This window comes from Huintestinicola sp., assembly GCF_050874005.1.
Taxonomy (GTDB): domain Bacteria; phylum Bacillota; class Clostridia; order Oscillospirales; family Ruminococcaceae; genus Huintestinicola.
In genome coordinates this window covers 1-16,191 of sequence record NZ_JBNMJV010000002.1, presented here as the reverse complement: position 1 = coordinate 16,191, position 16,191 = coordinate 1, and the positions used below count along the sequence as shown (strand labels likewise).

Sequence of the window (16,191 nt, the reverse complement as noted above, 5' to 3'; positions counted from 1 at the left end):
TCATTCCTTTCGGCGTTATCAGTCAAGGAAATCCTTGACCTTTTTGCTTCTGCTGGGGTGACGGAGTTTTCTGAGAGCCTTTGCTTCGATCTGTCTGATACGCTCTCTTGTTACGTCAAATTCCTTGCCGACTTCCTCAAGAGTACGGGAACGTCCGTCCTCAAGACCGAAACGAAGTCTCAGAACTTTTTCCTCACGCTCTGTAAGAGTGGAAAGCACTTCTCCAAGCTTCTCCTTGAGAAGAATGAGAGAAGCGGCGTCCGCAGGTGCAGGGGCGTCATCATCGGGGATAAAGTCGCCGAGGTGGCTGTCCTCCTCCTCACCGATAGGTGTTTCAAGAGAAACGGGGTCCTGTGCGATACGCATTATCTCACGTACTCTTTCAACAGGGAGATTAAGCTCTTCGGATATCTCCTCGGGAGAGGGGTCGTGGCCGTTCTTGTGAAGGAGCTGGCTTGAAGCCTTCTTGACCTTTGTAATAGTCTCCACCATATGAACGGGGATTCGGATAGTTCTTGCCTGATCGGCAATAGCCCTTGTGATTGCCTGTCTTATCCACCAGGTAGCGTATGTGGAAAACTTAAAGCCCTTGGTGTGGTCGAATTTCTCAACAGCCTTTATAAGACCTAAGTTTCCTTCCTGGATAAGGTCGAGGAACTGCATACCTCTGCCCACATATCTCTTTGCAATGGAAACAACGAGACGAAGGTTTGCCTCGGCAAGTCTCTGCTTAGCCTTTACATCGCCTACAGCCATACGCTCTGCAAGCTGTATCTCCTCTTCGGGAGTAAGCAGGGGAACACGTCCTATTTCCTTTAAATAGATCTTTACGGGGTCGTCAATAGCGATGCCCTCGGTGGAAAGAGCAAGCTCCAGGTCGTCCTGTAAGGAGATATCGTCTATTGCAAGCTCTTTTTCTGCGTCGAAGTCCTCGATGATATCAATGTTCATACTCTGGCAGTTATCGTAGAACGAATCGATCTGGTCAACGTCCAGATCAAGCTTCTCCATCACGTCGTTTATCTCGGTGGTGGTCAGTCTGCCGTGAGCACGGCCCTGTTCCATCAGGGTCTCCATAGCCTTATCTGTATTGTTCATATATTTTACAGTCCTTTCGGTTGGTATTTATGATCATTTTCTGCTGCGTATTTTTTGCGCAAGAGAAAGAAAATCGTCATCGGAAAGCGCCGAGGGAGGAGCCGCCGACTGCTCCCGTTCACGCCGTTCATTAAGTATCCTTATGTAATCTTCGGCGGCATTTCTGTTCAGTTCAAGGGTCTGGGCTTCCGATAATATCCCGGTTATTTTGCCCATTTCATCGGCAGGAAATTCACTTTGAAGCGATAATATGTTAAAATCCGCCGACTCTTTCATACCCGATATCAGCTTTTCATAGACCTTTTTGTGGAATTCTGTCAGAAAGCTGTCGGGAGACAGATTTTTCTCCACATATGAAAGCTCCTCGGGGTGAACGCAGAGGTAAGCGATAATGCCCTGCTCCGCCTTATATTCCTTGGGGAAATTCACCGCCGCAGGGTCGGTCTTTCGCTTTTCGGAAAAGGTGCGTATCTCGTTCCAGTTCTGCTTTTTGTCGGCGTTTATCCTCTTGCGGATAACCGAGTTCACCTGAAGCTCCAGAGCGTCCCGTGAAATGTTCTGCTCTTTTGCTATCTTCGAGATATACACGCTCCGTTCTACGGGGGAGGCTATCTGTGAAAGCACGTCAACACAGCGTTTCAGATATTCCACCCGTCCCGTATCGCTGTCAAGGTCAAGGTCGTTTCCGCATTTTGACAGACGGAAATTTATGGCTCCGTCGGAGTTGTCAAGGAGCTGCTTGAAACGGAGTGCGCCGAATTTTTTGATAAATTCATCGGGGTCCTTTGCGCCCTCCATTTTGATTATTTTTGTTCTTACTCCTGCCTCGCTCAGAAGATTTATGGCTCTCTGAGTGGCTTTCTGTCCCGCTCCGTCCGAGTCGTAGGCGATTATCACCTCGTCGGCGTACTGGGACATTATCCTTGCCTGCTCGGGTGTGAGAGCTGTTCCCAGAGTGGCTACCACATTTTCAAAGCCTGCCTGGTTGACGGCGATAACGTCCATATAGCCCTCGGCAAGAATGAGCCGCCGCTCGTCCGACCGCTTGGCAAAATTCAGGGAGAAAAGATTGCGGCTTTTCTTGAAAACGGGGGTGTCCGAGGAGTTAAGATACTTGGGACCCTCGCCGTCAATTATTCTTCCGCCGAATGCGATCACATTTCCTCTCAGGTCGATTATGGGGAACATCACCCTGTCACGAAAGCTGTCGTAAACACCGCCTTTCTGACTATGCCTTGCAAGGTTTGCGGCAATAAGCTCCTCTTCGGTGCAGCCTTGAGATTTCAGATAGTCAGTGAGATACCGCCATTCATCGGGGGCATAGCCAAGACCATATTTGGTGATGGTCTTGACGGTTAGCTGACGGGATTTAAAGTACAGCCTGCCCTTTTCGCCTCTGCTGTCCTTCATCAGGGTCTGATGAAAATAACGGGCAGCCATACGGTTTATTTCAAGTATTCGGGCTTTGAGCCTGCTGAGGTCGTTGTTTTTTGCTTCCTCGGGCATACTCATTCCGGCACGCTGAGCGAGAAAGCGCACAGCTTCAATATATTCAAGATTTTCCGCTTTCATCACAAAGGTGATGACATCGCCCCCTGCTCCGCAGCCGAAGCAATGGAAAAACTGCTTTCCTACGTTTATATGGCAGGAGGGGGTCTTTTCCGAATGAAAGGGGCAGAGACAGACATAATCCCTGCTGCTTCGTTTCAGGCTCACGTATGAGCTCATCACCGACTCAATGGGATTATTCTGCTTAAGCTGCATTATAAAATCCTCGGGCAGGGGCATAGGTCAGCCTCCTTTCGGGAAAATGCCAAGAGAATTTACTGAATGTGCCAGCATTTCGGCACGAAAAGATCGTTATAAAGATTTATGGCATAGCCGTCGCTCATACCCGAAATATAATCGCACACCGCCCGCTCCTTGGAGAAACGGTTCATAATGTTTTTATATTCCTCGGGCATTTTGTCGGGGTTTTTGAAATAATAGCGGAAGAGCTTTTCCACAAGCATTTTCGCCTTGACTTCCTCGTCCTTGGCAGCGTTGTTGTGATAAACGTGCTCAAACATAAAGGCGTAAAGCTCGTCCTCGGCGGCTTTGATGTGATCCTCAAGCTTTATTTCCTCAACGCCGCTTTTTACCACCGACATTATAAGGGTGGTTATTCTTTCGCTCTTTGAATGCCCGAGAACGCTTACCGCATTTTCGGGGAGCATATCCTCGGTGATAACGCCTGCTCTGAGGGCATCGTCAATATCGTGATTTATGTATGCGATCTTGTCGGCAAGACGGACAACACAGCCCTCCTTGGTAACGGCTGTCCTGTTAGTGTGGCAGGCAATTCCGTTTTTTACCTCATATGTAAGGTTAAGACCCATACCGTTTTTCTCGATATAGTCCACCACTCTTACGCTTTGCAGATAATGCTTGAAGCCGAAGGAGCATATCTCATTGAGGATAGCTTCTCCTGCGTGACCGAAGGGTGTGTGACCCAGGTCGTGACCTAATGCGATGGCTTCGGTGAGGTCTTCATTAAGTCTGAGTGCCCGTGAGATAGTCCTTGCTATCTGTGATACCTCAAGAGAATGGGTGAGCCTTGTTCTGTAGTGGTCGCCTACGGGGGAGAGGAACACCTGAGTTTTGTGCTTGAGCCGTCTGAAGGCATTGCAGTGGAGTATGCGGTCTCTGTCACGCTGAAATTCTGTGCGGATAGGGCATTTCGGCTCGGGGCGCACCCGTCTGCCTGTGTGCTTGGAAGTGCAGGCGTCCTCACAGAGAGTGCCCAACTCGATTATCTCAAGCTCTTCACGAATAGTCATACATATCAACCCTTTCCCCAAAATCGCAATCTGTATATATATACTCAAAAAAGGCGAAAAAACTTTTTTTGAAAATAATATTTGTAGATGTGCACAAAATTATGCGAAATTCTCAAAGGATTCTTCGCCCTTCTGCACAGTTATCCGGCCGTTTGCCGTATCAATGAGCTTTTCGGTCAGGGCATCGGCAAGAGATGAACGGCACAAGAGCGAAATAGTTACATTATCCGCAAACCGGGTATCGGTTATCTTTACCTCAAACTCGGGGAGGATATTTGTCAGCTTGCCGTAGAGGTTGTAATCGGCGGTTATCTCAAATGGGTAGCAGGAGCGCATTATCATAGGCTCTGCGGCGTCTATGGCTATCTTTGCGCTGTGGGAATAGGCTCTCACAAGACCGCCGCCCCCCAGAAGTATGCCGCCGAAATAACGTGTCACAACGCAGCACACATCTGTCAGCCCCTCTTTGCGGAGTACCTCAAAAACAGGCACTCCTGCGGTTCCTTGGGGTTCGCCGTCGTCGCTGTATCTGGTAACGCTGCCGTTTCGGAGAATGTATGCGTAGACATTGTGGGTCGCCTTGCGGTGCACCCCTCGTATCTCGTTAATAAAAGCCACCGCTTCTTCGTCTGTTTCAACGTGGCGGATATAGCCGATAAATTCGGACTTTTTCTCGGTAAAGGAAGCCTCGGCGCTGCCTTTTATCGTCTGATAATCGGGAGCGTTCATTTTGAAAACCCCTTTCTAAAAAAATTGCCTGCGTTATGTTACGCAGGCAATTTATAAATTCTGACATTACTTGTCCATACCGAAACGCTTCTTGAAACGGTCAACACGTCCGCCTGTATCAACGAGCTTCTGCTTGCCTGTGTAGAAGGGGTGGCACTTGGAGCAGATTTCAACTCGGATATTCTCCTTGGTGGAACGGGTCTTGATCACGTTGCCGCAAGCACAGGTGATGGTTGTTTCAACGTAATTGGGGTGAATTCCCTCTCTCATTGTCAGAGCACCTCACTTTCATCTGAAAATAATATGACCGACATAGCAGCCCATCACATTACTTCGGACAGTAGTGCTACATAATCATTTACGGATATAAATTATAGCACATTATTCTGCATATTGCAAGGGGTTTTAAAATTTTGTTGTAAATTTTTTGTGAATGAGCAGACGTCGAAATGTTTTGAGTATTTTTTTCAAATATCCCTTGCAAATATTTTTAATGTGTGATATAATAAAGATTATTATGGGTAAATGTTGTTATGATTTGCGTTTACCGTTTATTTCCAATTACTTTCAAAGGACGGTCGAATAATGAAAACTTACGGAATTATCTGCGAATACAATCCCTTTCACAACGGTCATATCTATCAGATAGAGGAGACAAAGAAGCAGACCGGTGCAACTCACATTGTTGCTGTTATGAGCGGAAACTTCGTTCAGAGAGGCGAGCCTGCCCTTATGGACAAGTTCAAGAGAGCCGAGATCGCTGTCAAGAACGGCGTTGACCTTGTTATCGAAATGCCTGTTCAGTACAGCCTTGCAAATGCAGAATTTTTTGCACGCTGCGGCGTTATGCTGCTGGGCGCACTCAGATGCGTTGAGGGAATTTCTTTCGGCAGCGAGTGCGGAAGCATTGAGCAGCTCTCTCAGTGCGCTGATGCTGTTCAGGAGGTAACTACTCCCGAGAACATCAAGCCCCTTATGGAACAGGGCATTCCCTTCCCCGACGCTGTTCATCAGCTTGTGTCATACAAGTATGGTCCTATGGTGGGCGATATCCTTAATTCTCCCAACAATATCCTTGCTGTTGAGTATATCAAGTCCCTTAAAATTCTGGGACTTCTTGACAAGATAAAGCCCTTTACTGTTAAGCGTGAGGGCGCTGAGCACGACTCCGACAGCCACAGTTCCACTATTGCCAGCGGCAGCTATATCCGTCAGCTTATTGATGACGGCGAGGATTTCTCCGCATTCGTTCCCAAGGAGACTGCCGACGCTGTGGCAGAGTATGAGGAAAAGGAGCTTCTTTGCTGGTTTGAGAATTTTGAGAGAGTAATTCTCTATCGTCTGAGAACAATGTCTCCTCAGGAGCTTTCTATGACTCCCGATGTTGGTCAGGGCCTTGAGAACAGAATATTCCAGGCTGCAAGAGTGGCTACATCTCTTGAAGATCTTCTCGACAAGATAAAGGTTAAGCGCTATCCTATGTCCCGTATCAAGAGGATACTTTTCAATGCCCTCTTCGGCATCAGAACAGACGACCTCAAGGTTCCTCCTACCTTCGGACGTATCCTTGCTCTTAATGACAAGGGTGCGGAAATTCTTAAAATGGCAGGTTCTCTTCCCGAGGACAAGCTTTCCATTCCTTTCAGCTCCTCCCTCAAGGATTTCGTTGAGGCAGGCAAGCAGAACAAGAATGTTATGCGTGCAGTCGGTATGACTACAGTTTCCAGCGATATTTATACTATCGGTTCAAGAAATATCCGTCCCAGCGGTATGGACTTTACCGGCAAGGTGACTTTTGACAAGATCGAGGGATTTGTTTCCGAGCTTCCCGAGGATATGAAAACTACGGCTATGTCCGGTACAGCCGAAGAAGTTGAAAAGATGAGAGCCGAGAGAGCTGCTGCCAAGGCTGCTGAAGCAAAGGCTGCCGAGGAAGCTTCCTCCGAGGATAAGCCCGAGTCCGAGGACAACAGCAATGACTAAGGAAAAAATTGACCGTATCAACGAGCTTGCAAGAAAATCCCGTGAGCAGGGCCTCACCGATGAGGAGAAGCGTGAGCAGACCGAGCTTCGCTTCGAGTTCCGCAGGGGCGTTGTGGCTAATCTGAAATCTCAGCTTGACAACATCGAGTTTGTTGACGCTGCGGACGATAATAAAAAATGATTTATGATACTGTCGGACAGTTTGCGGGTGCCTTCGTGCGCTCCATTGCCGACAGTATTTTTGAATGTGGAAAGGATGGTCTCTATGCCCGGTTTTGATGTGAGCTCGGTAAAAACGCCCTGCTATGTGGTGGACGAAAGACTGCTTGAGAAGAATATGAAGATACTCCGAAGCGTGTCAATGCGGACGGGGTGCAAAGTGCTTCTTGCGCAGAAGGCGTTTTCAATGTTCAGCACTTATCCGCTTTTATCACAGTATCTTGACGGCACTACCGCAAGCGGTCTTTTTGAAGCAAGGCTGGGGTATGAGGAAATGAAGGGGAAGGAAGTTCACATTTTTTCTCCTGCATACCGTCCCGAGGAATTTGAAGAGATAACCGAGATCTGCGGTCATATCGTATTCAACAGCTTTGCTCAGCTCAGAAGATTCAAGCCTATGCTGGATAAGGCGGCTGAAAATGGCAGAAAGATAGAATGCGGTATGAGAGTAAATCCCGAATATTCGGAGATCGAGACTGCCATATATGACCCTTGTGCAGGAATTTCCCGTCTGGGTGTCAAGGCGGAGGACTTCGAGGAGGAAATGCTTGGAAGTCTGAGCGGACTGCATTTTCACACTATGTGCGAGCAGAACAGTGATGTTCTTGAGAGGACTATCCCGCATTTTGAGGAGAAGTTCGGAAAGTATCTTCCGAAAATGAAGTGGGTGAATTTTGGCGGCGGTCATCACGTTACAAGAGATGACTATGATGTGGACAGGCTTGTGAGAGTTATAAGCTATGTGCAGGACAAGTACGGTGTTCAGGTGTATATTGAGCCGGGTGAGGCTTGTGCTCTTAATGCAGGGTGGCTGGTGGCTACCGTTCTCGAGGTTTATGAGAGCGGAGGACATTCCCACGCCATAATCGACGCTTCTGCCGCCTGTCATATGCCCGATGTTCTGGAAATGCCCTATCGTCCGAGGATAATCGGGGCAGGTGAGACTGGCGAAAAGGCGTATACTTATTTTATCGGTGCGGCGACCTGTCTTGCGGGGGATTCTATCGGGGAATATTCCTTTGACAAGCCCCTTTCCGTTGGTGACAGGCTTGTGTTCTGCGATATGGCCATTTACACGATGTGCAAGAACAACACCTTTAACGGTATCGGTCTGCCTTCGATCTACCGCATTGATACGGAGGGCAGAATGAACCTTGAACGGGAGTTCGGCTACGGGGATTTCAAGGGCAGATTGTAATGCGAGGTTTTTGATATGATTTGCGTTATGGGTGATACTCACGGCGATTACAGTCGTTTTTCCCACAAGTCGGTGAAGCAGCTTAAAAAGGGGGATTTCCTTATTATCTGCGGCGATTTCGGATTTGTGTGGGACGGCTCGGACAAGGAAAAGGCTGTGCTTAAAAAGATAGGCGGAAAGCGGTTCACTACCCTTTTTCTTGCGGGCAGTCACGACAATTACGACCTGCTGGAAAAATATTCCGAGGAGGAGTTTCTTGGCGGCAGGGGGCGGCATATATGCGGCAATCTGTTTATGCTTTCCTCGGGGGAGATCTTTGACATTGACGGAAAAAAGGCTTTCGTTTTCGGGGGCGGTCAGGCTTCGGACATTGACGCCCGTATCGAAAATGACACCTGGTGGGAGCAGGAACTTCCCGACGAGGAACATCTTGACGAGGGCAGGAAAAGGTTATCCGCTTTAGGGGACAAGGTTGATTACATATTTACTCACGAGCCGCCCGGCTCTATTGCGGAGTTTTTAGATATGGGCAGGTCGGGCAGCCTTCCTATGAGCAGGCTGAATATTTATTTTGACAAGCTGAAAAATGAGGTGGGCTTCAAGCTGTGGTTCTTTGGTAAGCTTCATAAAAATAAAGTTGTTCCGCCCAAATATGCGGCGGTTTTTGACGAGCCGTATATTATTTTATGATACAAATGTACTGAAATAATAGCAGAAAGTTTGTTTGATTTGCGGATTGACAAATCAGAATATTTGTGCTATTATATAAAAAGGACGAGGCTATGGATTACGAAGTTAAAAAAGAGGGCATTATTCTTTTTGAGGAGAATATGTCCCTTGATGATACTCTTGACTGCGGTCAGGCTTTCAGGTGGGAGGCTGTTCCCTCCGACTATTACCGTACATACAAGGGATTTTTCAAAAATATACCGCTGACTGTCTCCGAGACGGAGCGTGACAGCGGAAAATTCATTCTTCACGGAGTTTCCAAGGAGGATTTTCTGAATATATGGTTCGACTATTTCGACCTGGGAACGGATTACGGCGAGCTGAAGCGGCGCTTTTCCGAGGACGAGACATTATCAAAGGCTTGCAGATATGCAAAGGGTGTAAGGCTTTTAAAGCAGGACGGGGAGGAGTGTCTGATTTCCTTTATCTTGTCCCAGAACAACAATATTCCCCGTATCAAGGGGATAATCGGCAGGCTGTGCGAGATGTACGGCGGATTTCCCGATTTTGAGAAGATGAAGGGTGTTACTGCCGATGAACTTGCAACCCTTCGGGCAGGCTTTAGGGCGAAGTACATTGAGGACTGCGTAAGGCGTGTGACAAGCGGTGAGGTGAGACTTGAGGACATTGCCAAAATGCCTACGGAAGAGGCTAAGAAGGCGCTTATGACCGTTAAGGGAATTGGTCCTAAGGTGGCGATGTGCGTGCTGCTTTTCGGATTTTACAAGACTGACGCTTATCCCGTTGATGTGTGGATAAAGAGAGTCAACGAGAGGTTTTATCCGAATGGTCTGCCCGAATGTGTGAAGGGTGTTGAGGGCATTGCCCAACAGTATCTTTTCCATTACATCAGGACGGCGGGGGAGGATATTATTTCTCCTGAGGTTTAGTAGTATACATCGACGGAATATATGGCTGTGCCCGGTATTATGATACTGCTTGTTATGCCGATGTAGGCGTCGCTCCAGAGGGTTATGGTTACGTCGGTATTTTCGGAATAGAAAGGGATATAGCTTGATGATGTGTCTATCCGAAATCTGTCTCCCGATTTTCCGAAGAAGGTATCCTGTGTGAGTATGCCTTCGGCGGAGCTTGTCATTCGTGCGGTGAAGGTATAATCGGCGTATCTTTCGGTAACGGAGGTCTCGACAAATTCCCAGGATGATATGATGGGTTCACTTTCGGATATTATTTCGCTGCCTGCGATACTTTCAGGTTCGGGTTTGGTAATTATCCTCAGAGAATAGCTGCCGCTTATCTGTTTGCTGCCCTGCTCGATTTCGTGGTCGGGAGTTTGGAGCATAAGGTCGGTTATTTCGGCGGTGCTGTCAAGCTCGATCTCGATTATATTGCTTACCTCGAATTTTTTGCCTGAGGGGACGTTTACGAGGACGGTCTCTCCCTTGTCCCCGAAGACTGTATATTCGTTCAGAGTGCCGATGATGTATGTATCGGCTGTGCTTGTTACGGTGAGGGTGAAGCGGTCGGCAGAGACAGGTTCGATATTTACGATGTCCCGGTCGGATATCTGACAGGGGAAGGTCTCCGCAATGACGGCGTTTTCCGAGATGGTCAGGACTATTTCGCCGCTGTCTGTGGTGTACATTCCTTTGGGTACGGTGATATCTACGGGGTCGCCCTTTTTGCCGAAAAATGAGTCCTCGCACAGCTCGCCCCTTGTGCGGTCTGTCATTTTTATGCGGAAGGATAGTTTGACGGGTGAGGGGGCTTCGGTGATTTGAGTGACGGTTGGCTGAGTTTCGGTCTGAGCGGCTGTTTCCGATGTCACGGTCTCTTCGGTGAGCGGTTTGAAGGGGATAGAGGTCGGTTCGGTTTCCGTTGTTTCGGTTTCAGGCGGTTTGGCAGTCTGTTCGGCCTCGGTCATTATGGTGGGTTCTGTCTCGGTGATGATATCGGTATCCTCGGGCGGTTCGTTTTCTGCTTTTGAACAGGCGGTGAGAGCGAGGACGGTCAGAAATATCATTAAATGCTTTTTCATATTCATCATTCCATTCCAGGGTAATTTTACCCTTTACTTATAAAACAAATTTCATCTGCAAAAGGTTACACGAAAGTTGTAAAATAATTGTGAATTTTAAGGAGTAATATGGCTATTATCATTTCAGGCGTTTCCCTGCCTGTGGGAACGGGTGACGGGGATATCATTGCCGCCGCATTGAAAAAAGCAGGCATTTCCCGCAAATGTGCGGTGAGGACGGGGATACACAAGATATCCCTTGACGCACGAAAGCAAAACGATATACGGACGGTCTCCTCGGTCTGGGCGGAGCTTGAAAGTCCCGAGGAGGAGCGGAAGATATGCGGCAGGCGGGATAACTGCGCTTTGGTTGACATTTCACCCTTTGTGCCTGTTATTTCGGGCGAAAAAATACCCGAGGGGAGAATTGCTGTTGCGGGATTTGGTCCCGGGGGAATGTTTGCGGCGCTTGTGCTGGCAGAGGCAGGGTACTGTCCTGTGGTTTTTGAGCGGGGTGCAGATGTTGACAGCAGGACTGAGGCGGTAACAGGTTTCTGGAAGGGCGGCAGCTTTTCTCCCGAGACAAATGTACAGTTCGGAGAGGGCGGCGCAGGCACATTTTCCGACGGAAAGCTCACCACTCGCATCAAAGACCCTCTTTGCAGGTTCGTTTCGGCAAGGCTTGTAGAAATGGGCGCTCCCGAGGAGATACTTACAAAGGCAAAGCCACATATAGGCACGGACAGGCTGAGAGGTGTTGTCAAAAATATCCGCAAGAGGATAACCGAGCTTGGGGGAGAGGTTCGGTTCAATTCACGGGTGGAGGATATTATTGTCAGAAACGGGAGCATATGCGGCGTGGCGATGAACGGGGAGGAAATTCCCGTTTCCGCTCTTATTCTTGCGGTGGGTCACAGCGCAAGAGACACCTTTGAGATGATGTATTCAAAGGGGATAGCTATGGAGCCTAAGCCCTTTGCGGTGGGGGCGAGGATAGAGCATACACAGGAGAGTGTTAACAGAAGTCTGTACGGCATTCATTCGGGTGACCCTGCTCTGCCGGTGGGGGAATATCAGCTTAGCTACACGAGAAACGGCAGGGGAGTTTACACGTTTTGTATGTGTCCCGGGGGAACGGTGGTGCCTGCTCAGAGTGAGGAAAATTCGGTGGTCACAAATGGTATGAGCGAGTTTGCGAGAGACGGGAAGAATGCAAATGCGGCTCTGGTGGTCAGCGTTTCTCCCGATGATTTCGGCGGGGGAGTTTTAGACGGAGTGGATTTTGTCCGCAAGATAGAGAGGGCGGCTTTTATTGCGGCCGGAAAGAGCTATGCCGCTCCCGCTTCTACTGTCGGCGCATTTCTTGAGGGAAAGGGCGGGATAGTTTCTCCCACGGTTACGGGGACTTATGCAAGGGGAGTTGTTCCCTGCAATTTTGACGATGTTCTGCCGCCCTTTGTTACGGATATGATGAGGGTCGGACTTGGGGTATTTTCAAAGAGAATGGCATGCTTCGGGGACAAGGGTGCCTTGCTTACGGCTCCCGAAACAAGAACATCCTCTCCTGTGAGGATCCCACGAAGAGAGGATATGTGCAGCTTATCGGTCAAGGGGTTATATCCCTGCGGTGAGGGTGCGGGCTATGCGGGGGGAATTATGTCTGCGGCGGTGGACGGAGTAAGGCAGGCTTGTGCGGTCATGAGGGAGTTTAAGCCGGAATAAAATTAGCATTATTGGTTATCTGTATTATCCGCAAATGAAGCCTTATATTCGGGGAGTATGACCTTGATAAAAACAAAAGCATTAACAACAAGCAGCACACCGAATATTATCCTTGCCGCCGCTTCGGGAATGAGCAGGGATATGCCGTTCATATCTCCGCCGCCGAAAAAGCCGCAGAGAATGCTTAGATAAACGGGGTCGAGGAGCAGCATAATTATTGATGTATAATACATAACAGAGCGGAAAACGGGGCTTTTTGCGCTGCATATCCTTTTTCTGAGGGCAAGGAGGATATATGCTCCTATAAGGCTTGCTGCCGCTCCCGCAATGCAGAAAATGCCCATTTGAAAATCGGACATTCTGTCGTTAAAGACATCTATCTGAACGCCTATGCCCATAAAGTTTATCTGCTTGAATACGCCCATTGCAAGGGCTGTCAGCAGATGTGCGCCCTCGTGAATGACATAGTATATCACTACTGCCAAAATTATTCCTATGTATTGTCTTGCTCTTTTGCCCATATGATCGTCCTCCTGTATTGATGAAGTTTTAGTCAAGATCGTCCTTCTCAAGCACATCAAGGTCGGCTACATATTCGGTCTCGGAAGCAGTCTGCTTGTCAGCCTGCTTTTTGTATTTGTCAATGGCTATGGTCGCCTTGTTTACGGCGCAAAGGGTTCCTGCGCCTGCCACACAGCCCCCGGGGCAGCCCATTCCTTCAAGAAGATAGCCCTTGTATTTTCCTGCCTTTGCAAGCTGGAGCATTTTTTTGCACTCATGAAGTCCCTGCGCCGAAGCAACCTTGACTTCTCTGTCGGGGGCGATGCGCTTTATTTCCTCGGCTACTGCTCCCGCAACTCCGCCGCTTACCGCAAAGCCTCGTCCTGCGCCTGTTCCCTCGTTAAGAGGTACATTTTCGCTGTCGGGGATATTTTCAAGGTCTACCTCCTTTGCGGCGAACATTCCCATAAGCTCCTCAAAGGTGAGGACGAAATCCACGTGGCTGCGTATGGTTCTGCGGCTGGCTTCAAGTTTTTTTGCGGCGCAGGGTCCGATAAAGGCTATGCGGCAGTCGGGATCCTTTTTCTTTTCAAGTCTGGCTGTAAGAACCATTGGTGTCAGTGCCATTGATATATTTTTTGCAAGCTCGGGGAAAAGCTTCTTTGCCATTACCGACCAGGAGGGACAGCAGGAGGTAGCAAGGAAATCCAGCTTGTCGGGGACATTTTCCACAAAGTCCTTGGCTTCTTCAATGGTACAGAGGTCTGCTCCCACAGCTACCTCCACAACGCTGTCAAAGCCCAGCTGCCTCATTGCGTAGGTGAGCTTTTCGGGAGTTACCTTGGGTCCGAACTGTCCGTAAAATGCGGGGGCTACTATGGCAACTACTCTTTTGCCAGTTTTTATTGCGTGAATAAGCTGGAATATCTGTCCCTTGTCGGCTATGGCTCCGAATGGGCAGCTTACGAGGCACATTCCGCAGGAAACGCATTTATCGTAATCTATCTTTGCTCTGCCGTGCTCGTCGCTGCCGATGGCATCCATTCCGCAGGCTTTTGCGCAGGGACGCTCAACCTTTAATATGGCGTGATAGGGGCACACGTCCTTGCATCTTCCGCATTTTATGCACTTGTCCTGGTCGATCTTTGATTTGCCGTGGCGTATCTGTATGGCTCCCTTGGGGCATACCTCCTTGCAGGGATTTTCAAAGCAGCCCTGACATACCTCGGTAACGTGGTAATGCTTTGTGGGGCAGGCGTTGCAGGCAAAGCTGATGATATTTACAAGAGGGGGATCGTAGTACTTTTCGGCAATTGCGCTTTCGTTCACGCCCTTGGAGACGGGAGCGTGCTCGCTTACACTTCTGAGCGGCAGACCCATTGCAAGGCGCAGACGTTCTTCAACGATTGCTCTTTCGAGAAAAATGGACTCACGGTGTGTTGCCACGTCTCCCGGGACTATCTTGTAGGGCAGATCCTCCATTCTTGTATAATCGCCGCCCTCGTAGGCGAGCCTTGCGACTTCGGTGAAAACCTTTCGGCGCATATCTGTGACAGATGAATATATTCCTCTCATGATCCTAAAATTCCTTTCCGTATGGTCGTAAAACGGGGACGAAAATCATAGTTTTATTTTACACCCAAATCGTATAAATGTCAAGGCAGGCAAAGGTTTTTCGGGACTGCAGCTTTCTGATAATTTTTGTTAAAATCCACACAAAAGCTATTGACGAGGAAAGAAAAATCTGTTAAAATGGTATTATAATCTATATGGCTTTACAGTAATATGCGAGGAAAAAATATGAGCATAAATTTTCATCTGCCCGATTTCTGCGGCAATTATAAAATGAATCTTGCCTTTATTGACGCAATAAAGGAACGTCCCGAGCTTTTTTATGACGGCATTAAGGTCGCTTCGTCATATGGCTGTTTCCCTCCTGCGGCGTGGAACGGGGGCAGGGCGGCGGTGGGCGCTGTCAGACGTGAGTTTATCGACTTTATCATCAAGGAGTATAACTCACGTGGCATTCCCATAAGGTACACCTTCACAAACCCTCTTGTCACCGAAAAGCATCTTTCCGACCCATTCTGCAATATGATAACAAAGGCGGCGGCAAACGGGCTTAATGAAATCATCGTGAATGTTCCCGTTCTGGAGGAATATATCAGGAAAAATTATCCGCAGTACCCGCTTATTTCCTCTACCGTTAAGCAGATAGAGGACAGGGGACAGCTTCTTTCCGAGCTTAAGAAGGACTACAAGCTTGTGGTTCTAGATTACAACTGGAACAACCGCTTTGACGAGCTTGAGACCCTGCCCCACAAGGATAAGATCGAGCTGCTTGTAAATTCCTACTGCACGCCCCATTGCAGGCGGAGAAAAAAGCATTATGAGTTTCTGGGAGAGCTGCAGTTTAAGCTTAACAGGCAGGTTTTCGGTTCGGAACGTGATATGATGAAGCCCATTCCCGATACGGAGTTTTCTTGTCCGAATACCGATCTTAATTTTTACGACACACTTGCTTTTGAGACGCACATCTCGCCCCGGGATATATACGAGAAATATGTGCCTATGGGCTTTGAGAATTTCAAGATAGAGGGCAGGCTTATGCACCCCGTAAATATCCTTGAAAGCTATCTTTATTATCTTGTAAAGCCCGAGCATAGAGACAGGCTCAGGGTGGATATGCTGAGAGCGCTGCTGGGAAATAAAAGGTGACGGTTATGGGACTATTTGATATTTTCAGGAAAAAGTCTCCCAAGGAGCAGCCGCTTAAAAAACGGCTTGCTTCGATGAAATGCAAGCTTGTTAACTATGTTGCCGATGATTTTGAGGCACTTTGCGGTGAGATGGACAAAAGCGAGGAATATCTTCTGAAGCTGAAGCCTGTGAATTACTATGCTCTAAAAAGCGAATATATTGAAGCGGCTTTTTATTCCGACAAGGGACACGAGGAAAATTATGTGATTTTCCGTCTTATGAAGCTTGACAAGCCCGTAATGGCAAGCGGTATATATAAAATTTCCAAGGATGTTCTTCGCAAGGCGTACACAAAGCTTGGTGCGGTGGATTTCTGATTTAGCAGGCTGAGCCTGCAGCCGCTCGTTCTGTGATCTTTTCGGGCGGCAGACTGACGGCTCGGTAACGATACAAACACGGTGTCCCAAAATTATGATTTAGCAGGCTGAGCCTGCAGCCGCTCGTTCTGTGATCTT

At 48.4% G+C, this 16,191-nt stretch carries 16 protein-coding genes; 8 read left to right on the top strand and 8 right to left on the bottom strand.

What is annotated here, in order from left to right; translation table 11 throughout:
• Nucleotides 1-18: 18 nt before the first annotated feature.
• The 5 genes from rpoD to rpmE form a co-directional block, all read right to left on the bottom strand.
• Complete coding sequence (gene rpoD / locus ACR0QN_RS01040; RefSeq protein ID WP_432649329.1) at nt 19-1,098, bottom strand: RNA polymerase sigma factor RpoD; 1,080 nt, start codon at nt 1,096-1,098, stop codon at nt 19-21.
• 33 nt (nt 1,099-1,131) lie between these two features.
• Entirely contained in the window at nt 1,132-2,886 is a 1,755-nt protein-coding gene (dnaG, locus tag ACR0QN_RS01035) for a DNA primase (protein ID WP_432649328.1), read from the bottom strand.
• Between the two features lie 35 nt (nt 2,887-2,921).
• On the bottom strand, nt 2,922-3,917 hold the full coding sequence (locus ACR0QN_RS01030) for a deoxyguanosinetriphosphate triphosphohydrolase (protein WP_432649327.1): 996 nt from the start codon (nt 3,915-3,917) through the stop codon (nt 2,922-2,924).
• Nucleotides 3,918-4,016: 99 nt separating this feature from the next.
• Complete coding sequence (locus ACR0QN_RS01025; protein ID WP_432649326.1) at nt 4,017-4,646, bottom strand: YigZ family protein; 630 nt, start codon at nt 4,644-4,646, stop codon at nt 4,017-4,019.
• A gap of 66 nt (nt 4,647-4,712) precedes the next feature.
• Nucleotides 4,713-4,916: a 50S ribosomal protein L31 gene (gene rpmE, locus ACR0QN_RS01020; protein ID WP_178726512.1), complete on the bottom strand. Its 204-nt coding sequence runs from the start codon at nt 4,914-4,916 to the stop codon at nt 4,713-4,715.
• 315 nt (nt 4,917-5,231) lie between these two features.
• Here rpmE and ACR0QN_RS01015 point away from each other — a divergent pair, with 315 nt between their 5' ends.
• From ACR0QN_RS01015 to ACR0QN_RS00995, 5 genes are all read left to right on the top strand, one after another.
• Complete coding sequence (locus tag ACR0QN_RS01015) at nt 5,232-6,629, top strand: tRNA(Met) cytidine acetate ligase (protein WP_432649325.1); 1,398 nt, start codon at nt 5,232-5,234, stop codon at nt 6,627-6,629.
• Entirely contained in the window at nt 6,622-6,810 is a 189-nt protein-coding gene (locus tag ACR0QN_RS01010) for a DUF896 domain-containing protein (RefSeq protein WP_432649324.1), read from the top strand. Before ACR0QN_RS01015 ends, ACR0QN_RS01010 begins: the two co-directional genes overlap by 8 nt.
• A gap of 75 nt (nt 6,811-6,885) precedes the next feature.
• Nucleotides 6,886-8,046 carry a carboxynorspermidine decarboxylase gene (nspC, locus tag ACR0QN_RS01005; RefSeq protein ID WP_432649459.1) on the top strand — a complete coding sequence of 387 codons (1,161 nt, stop codon included), beginning with the start codon at nt 6,886-6,888 and terminating at the stop codon, nt 8,044-8,046.
• Nucleotides 8,047-8,061: 15 nt separating this feature from the next.
• Nucleotides 8,062-8,736: a metallophosphoesterase gene (locus ACR0QN_RS01000; RefSeq protein WP_432649323.1), complete on the top strand. Its 675-nt coding sequence runs from the start codon at nt 8,062-8,064 to the stop codon at nt 8,734-8,736.
• A gap of 92 nt (nt 8,737-8,828) precedes the next feature.
• A complete protein-coding gene (locus ACR0QN_RS00995) occupies nt 8,829-9,665 on the top strand; it encodes a DNA glycosylase (RefSeq protein WP_432649322.1) in 837 nt (278 codons plus the stop codon).
• On the opposite strand, the gene ACR0QN_RS00990 is transcribed toward ACR0QN_RS00995, so the two are convergent.
• On the bottom strand, nt 9,662-10,774 hold the full coding sequence (locus ACR0QN_RS00990) for a hypothetical protein (RefSeq protein WP_432649321.1): 1,113 nt from the start codon (nt 10,772-10,774) through the stop codon (nt 9,662-9,664). The two genes, ACR0QN_RS00995 and ACR0QN_RS00990, sit on opposite strands and share 4 nt — an antisense overlap.
• A 108-nt stretch (nt 10,775-10,882) precedes the next feature.
• Between ACR0QN_RS00990 and ACR0QN_RS00985 the strand changes: the two genes are divergently transcribed.
• Nucleotides 10,883-12,475, top strand: a complete 1,593-nt coding sequence (locus ACR0QN_RS00985) for an NAD(P)/FAD-dependent oxidoreductase (RefSeq protein WP_432649320.1) — start codon at nt 10,883-10,885, stop codon at nt 12,473-12,475.
• Between the two features lie 8 nt (nt 12,476-12,483).
• Here the strand turns inward: ACR0QN_RS00985 and ACR0QN_RS00980 are convergent, their stop codons facing one another.
• Both ACR0QN_RS00980 and ACR0QN_RS00975 read right to left on the bottom strand, forming a co-directional pair.
• Nucleotides 12,484-12,996, bottom strand: coding sequence for a hypothetical protein (locus ACR0QN_RS00980; protein ID WP_432649319.1), 513 nt, complete (start codon nt 12,994-12,996; stop codon nt 12,484-12,486).
• Nucleotides 12,997-13,024: 28 nt separating this feature from the next.
• Nucleotides 13,025-14,551 carry a 4Fe-4S dicluster domain-containing protein gene (locus ACR0QN_RS00975; protein WP_432649318.1) on the bottom strand — a complete coding sequence of 509 codons (1,527 nt, stop codon included), beginning with the start codon at nt 14,549-14,551 and terminating at the stop codon, nt 13,025-13,027.
• 225 nt (nt 14,552-14,776) lie between these two features.
• Here ACR0QN_RS00975 and ACR0QN_RS00970 point away from each other — a divergent pair, with 225 nt between their 5' ends.
• On the top strand, nt 14,777-15,694 hold the full coding sequence (locus ACR0QN_RS00970) for a hypothetical protein (protein WP_432649317.1): 918 nt from the start codon (nt 14,777-14,779) through the stop codon (nt 15,692-15,694).
• A gap of 5 nt (nt 15,695-15,699) precedes the next feature.
• The gene (locus ACR0QN_RS00965) at nt 15,700-16,053 is read left to right on the top strand and encodes a hypothetical protein (protein WP_432649316.1); all 354 of its coding nucleotides are present in this window, start codon (nt 15,700-15,702) and stop codon (nt 16,051-16,053) included.
• Nucleotides 16,054-16,191 lie beyond the last annotated feature (138 nt).

Coding starts and splice junctions, on each gene's coding strand:
- ACR0QN_RS01010 (WP_432649324.1), top strand. CDS start 6,622: ATGACTAAGGAAAAAATTGACCGTATCAACGAGCTTGCAAGAAAATCC.
- dnaG (WP_432649328.1), bottom strand. CDS start 2,886: ATGCCCCTGCCCGAGGATTTTATAATGCAGCTTAAGCAGAATAATCCC.
- ACR0QN_RS00975 (WP_432649318.1), bottom strand. CDS start 14,551: ATGAGAGGAATATATTCATCTGTCACAGATATGCGCCGAAAGGTTTTC.
- ACR0QN_RS00985 (WP_432649320.1), top strand. CDS start 10,883: ATGGCTATTATCATTTCAGGCGTTTCCCTGCCTGTGGGAACGGGTGAC.
- ACR0QN_RS00970 (WP_432649317.1), top strand. CDS start 14,777: ATGAGCATAAATTTTCATCTGCCCGATTTCTGCGGCAATTATAAAATG.
- ACR0QN_RS01025 (WP_432649326.1), bottom strand. CDS start 4,646: ATGAACGCTCCCGATTATCAGACGATAAAAGGCAGCGCCGAGGCTTCC.
- ACR0QN_RS00980 (WP_432649319.1), bottom strand. CDS start 12,996: ATGGGCAAAAGAGCAAGACAATACATAGGAATAATTTTGGCAGTAGTG.
- ACR0QN_RS01030 (WP_432649327.1), bottom strand. CDS start 3,917: ATGACTATTCGTGAAGAGCTTGAGATAATCGAGTTGGGCACTCTCTGT.
- nspC (WP_432649459.1), top strand. CDS start 6,886: ATGGTCTCTATGCCCGGTTTTGATGTGAGCTCGGTAAAAACGCCCTGC.
- ACR0QN_RS00990 (WP_432649321.1), bottom strand. CDS start 10,774: ATGAAAAAGCATTTAATGATATTTCTGACCGTCCTCGCTCTCACCGCC.
- ACR0QN_RS00995 (WP_432649322.1), top strand. CDS start 8,829: ATGGATTACGAAGTTAAAAAAGAGGGCATTATTCTTTTTGAGGAGAAT.
- rpmE (WP_178726512.1), bottom strand. CDS start 4,916: ATGAGAGAGGGAATTCACCCCAATTACGTTGAAACAACCATCACCTGT.
- ACR0QN_RS01015 (WP_432649325.1), top strand. CDS start 5,232: ATGAAAACTTACGGAATTATCTGCGAATACAATCCCTTTCACAACGGT.
- ACR0QN_RS00965 (WP_432649316.1), top strand. CDS start 15,700: ATGGGACTATTTGATATTTTCAGGAAAAAGTCTCCCAAGGAGCAGCCG.
- rpoD (WP_432649329.1), bottom strand. CDS start 1,098: ATGAACAATACAGATAAGGCTATGGAGACCCTGATGGAACAGGGCCGT.
- ACR0QN_RS01000 (WP_432649323.1), top strand. CDS start 8,062: ATGATTTGCGTTATGGGTGATACTCACGGCGATTACAGTCGTTTTTCC.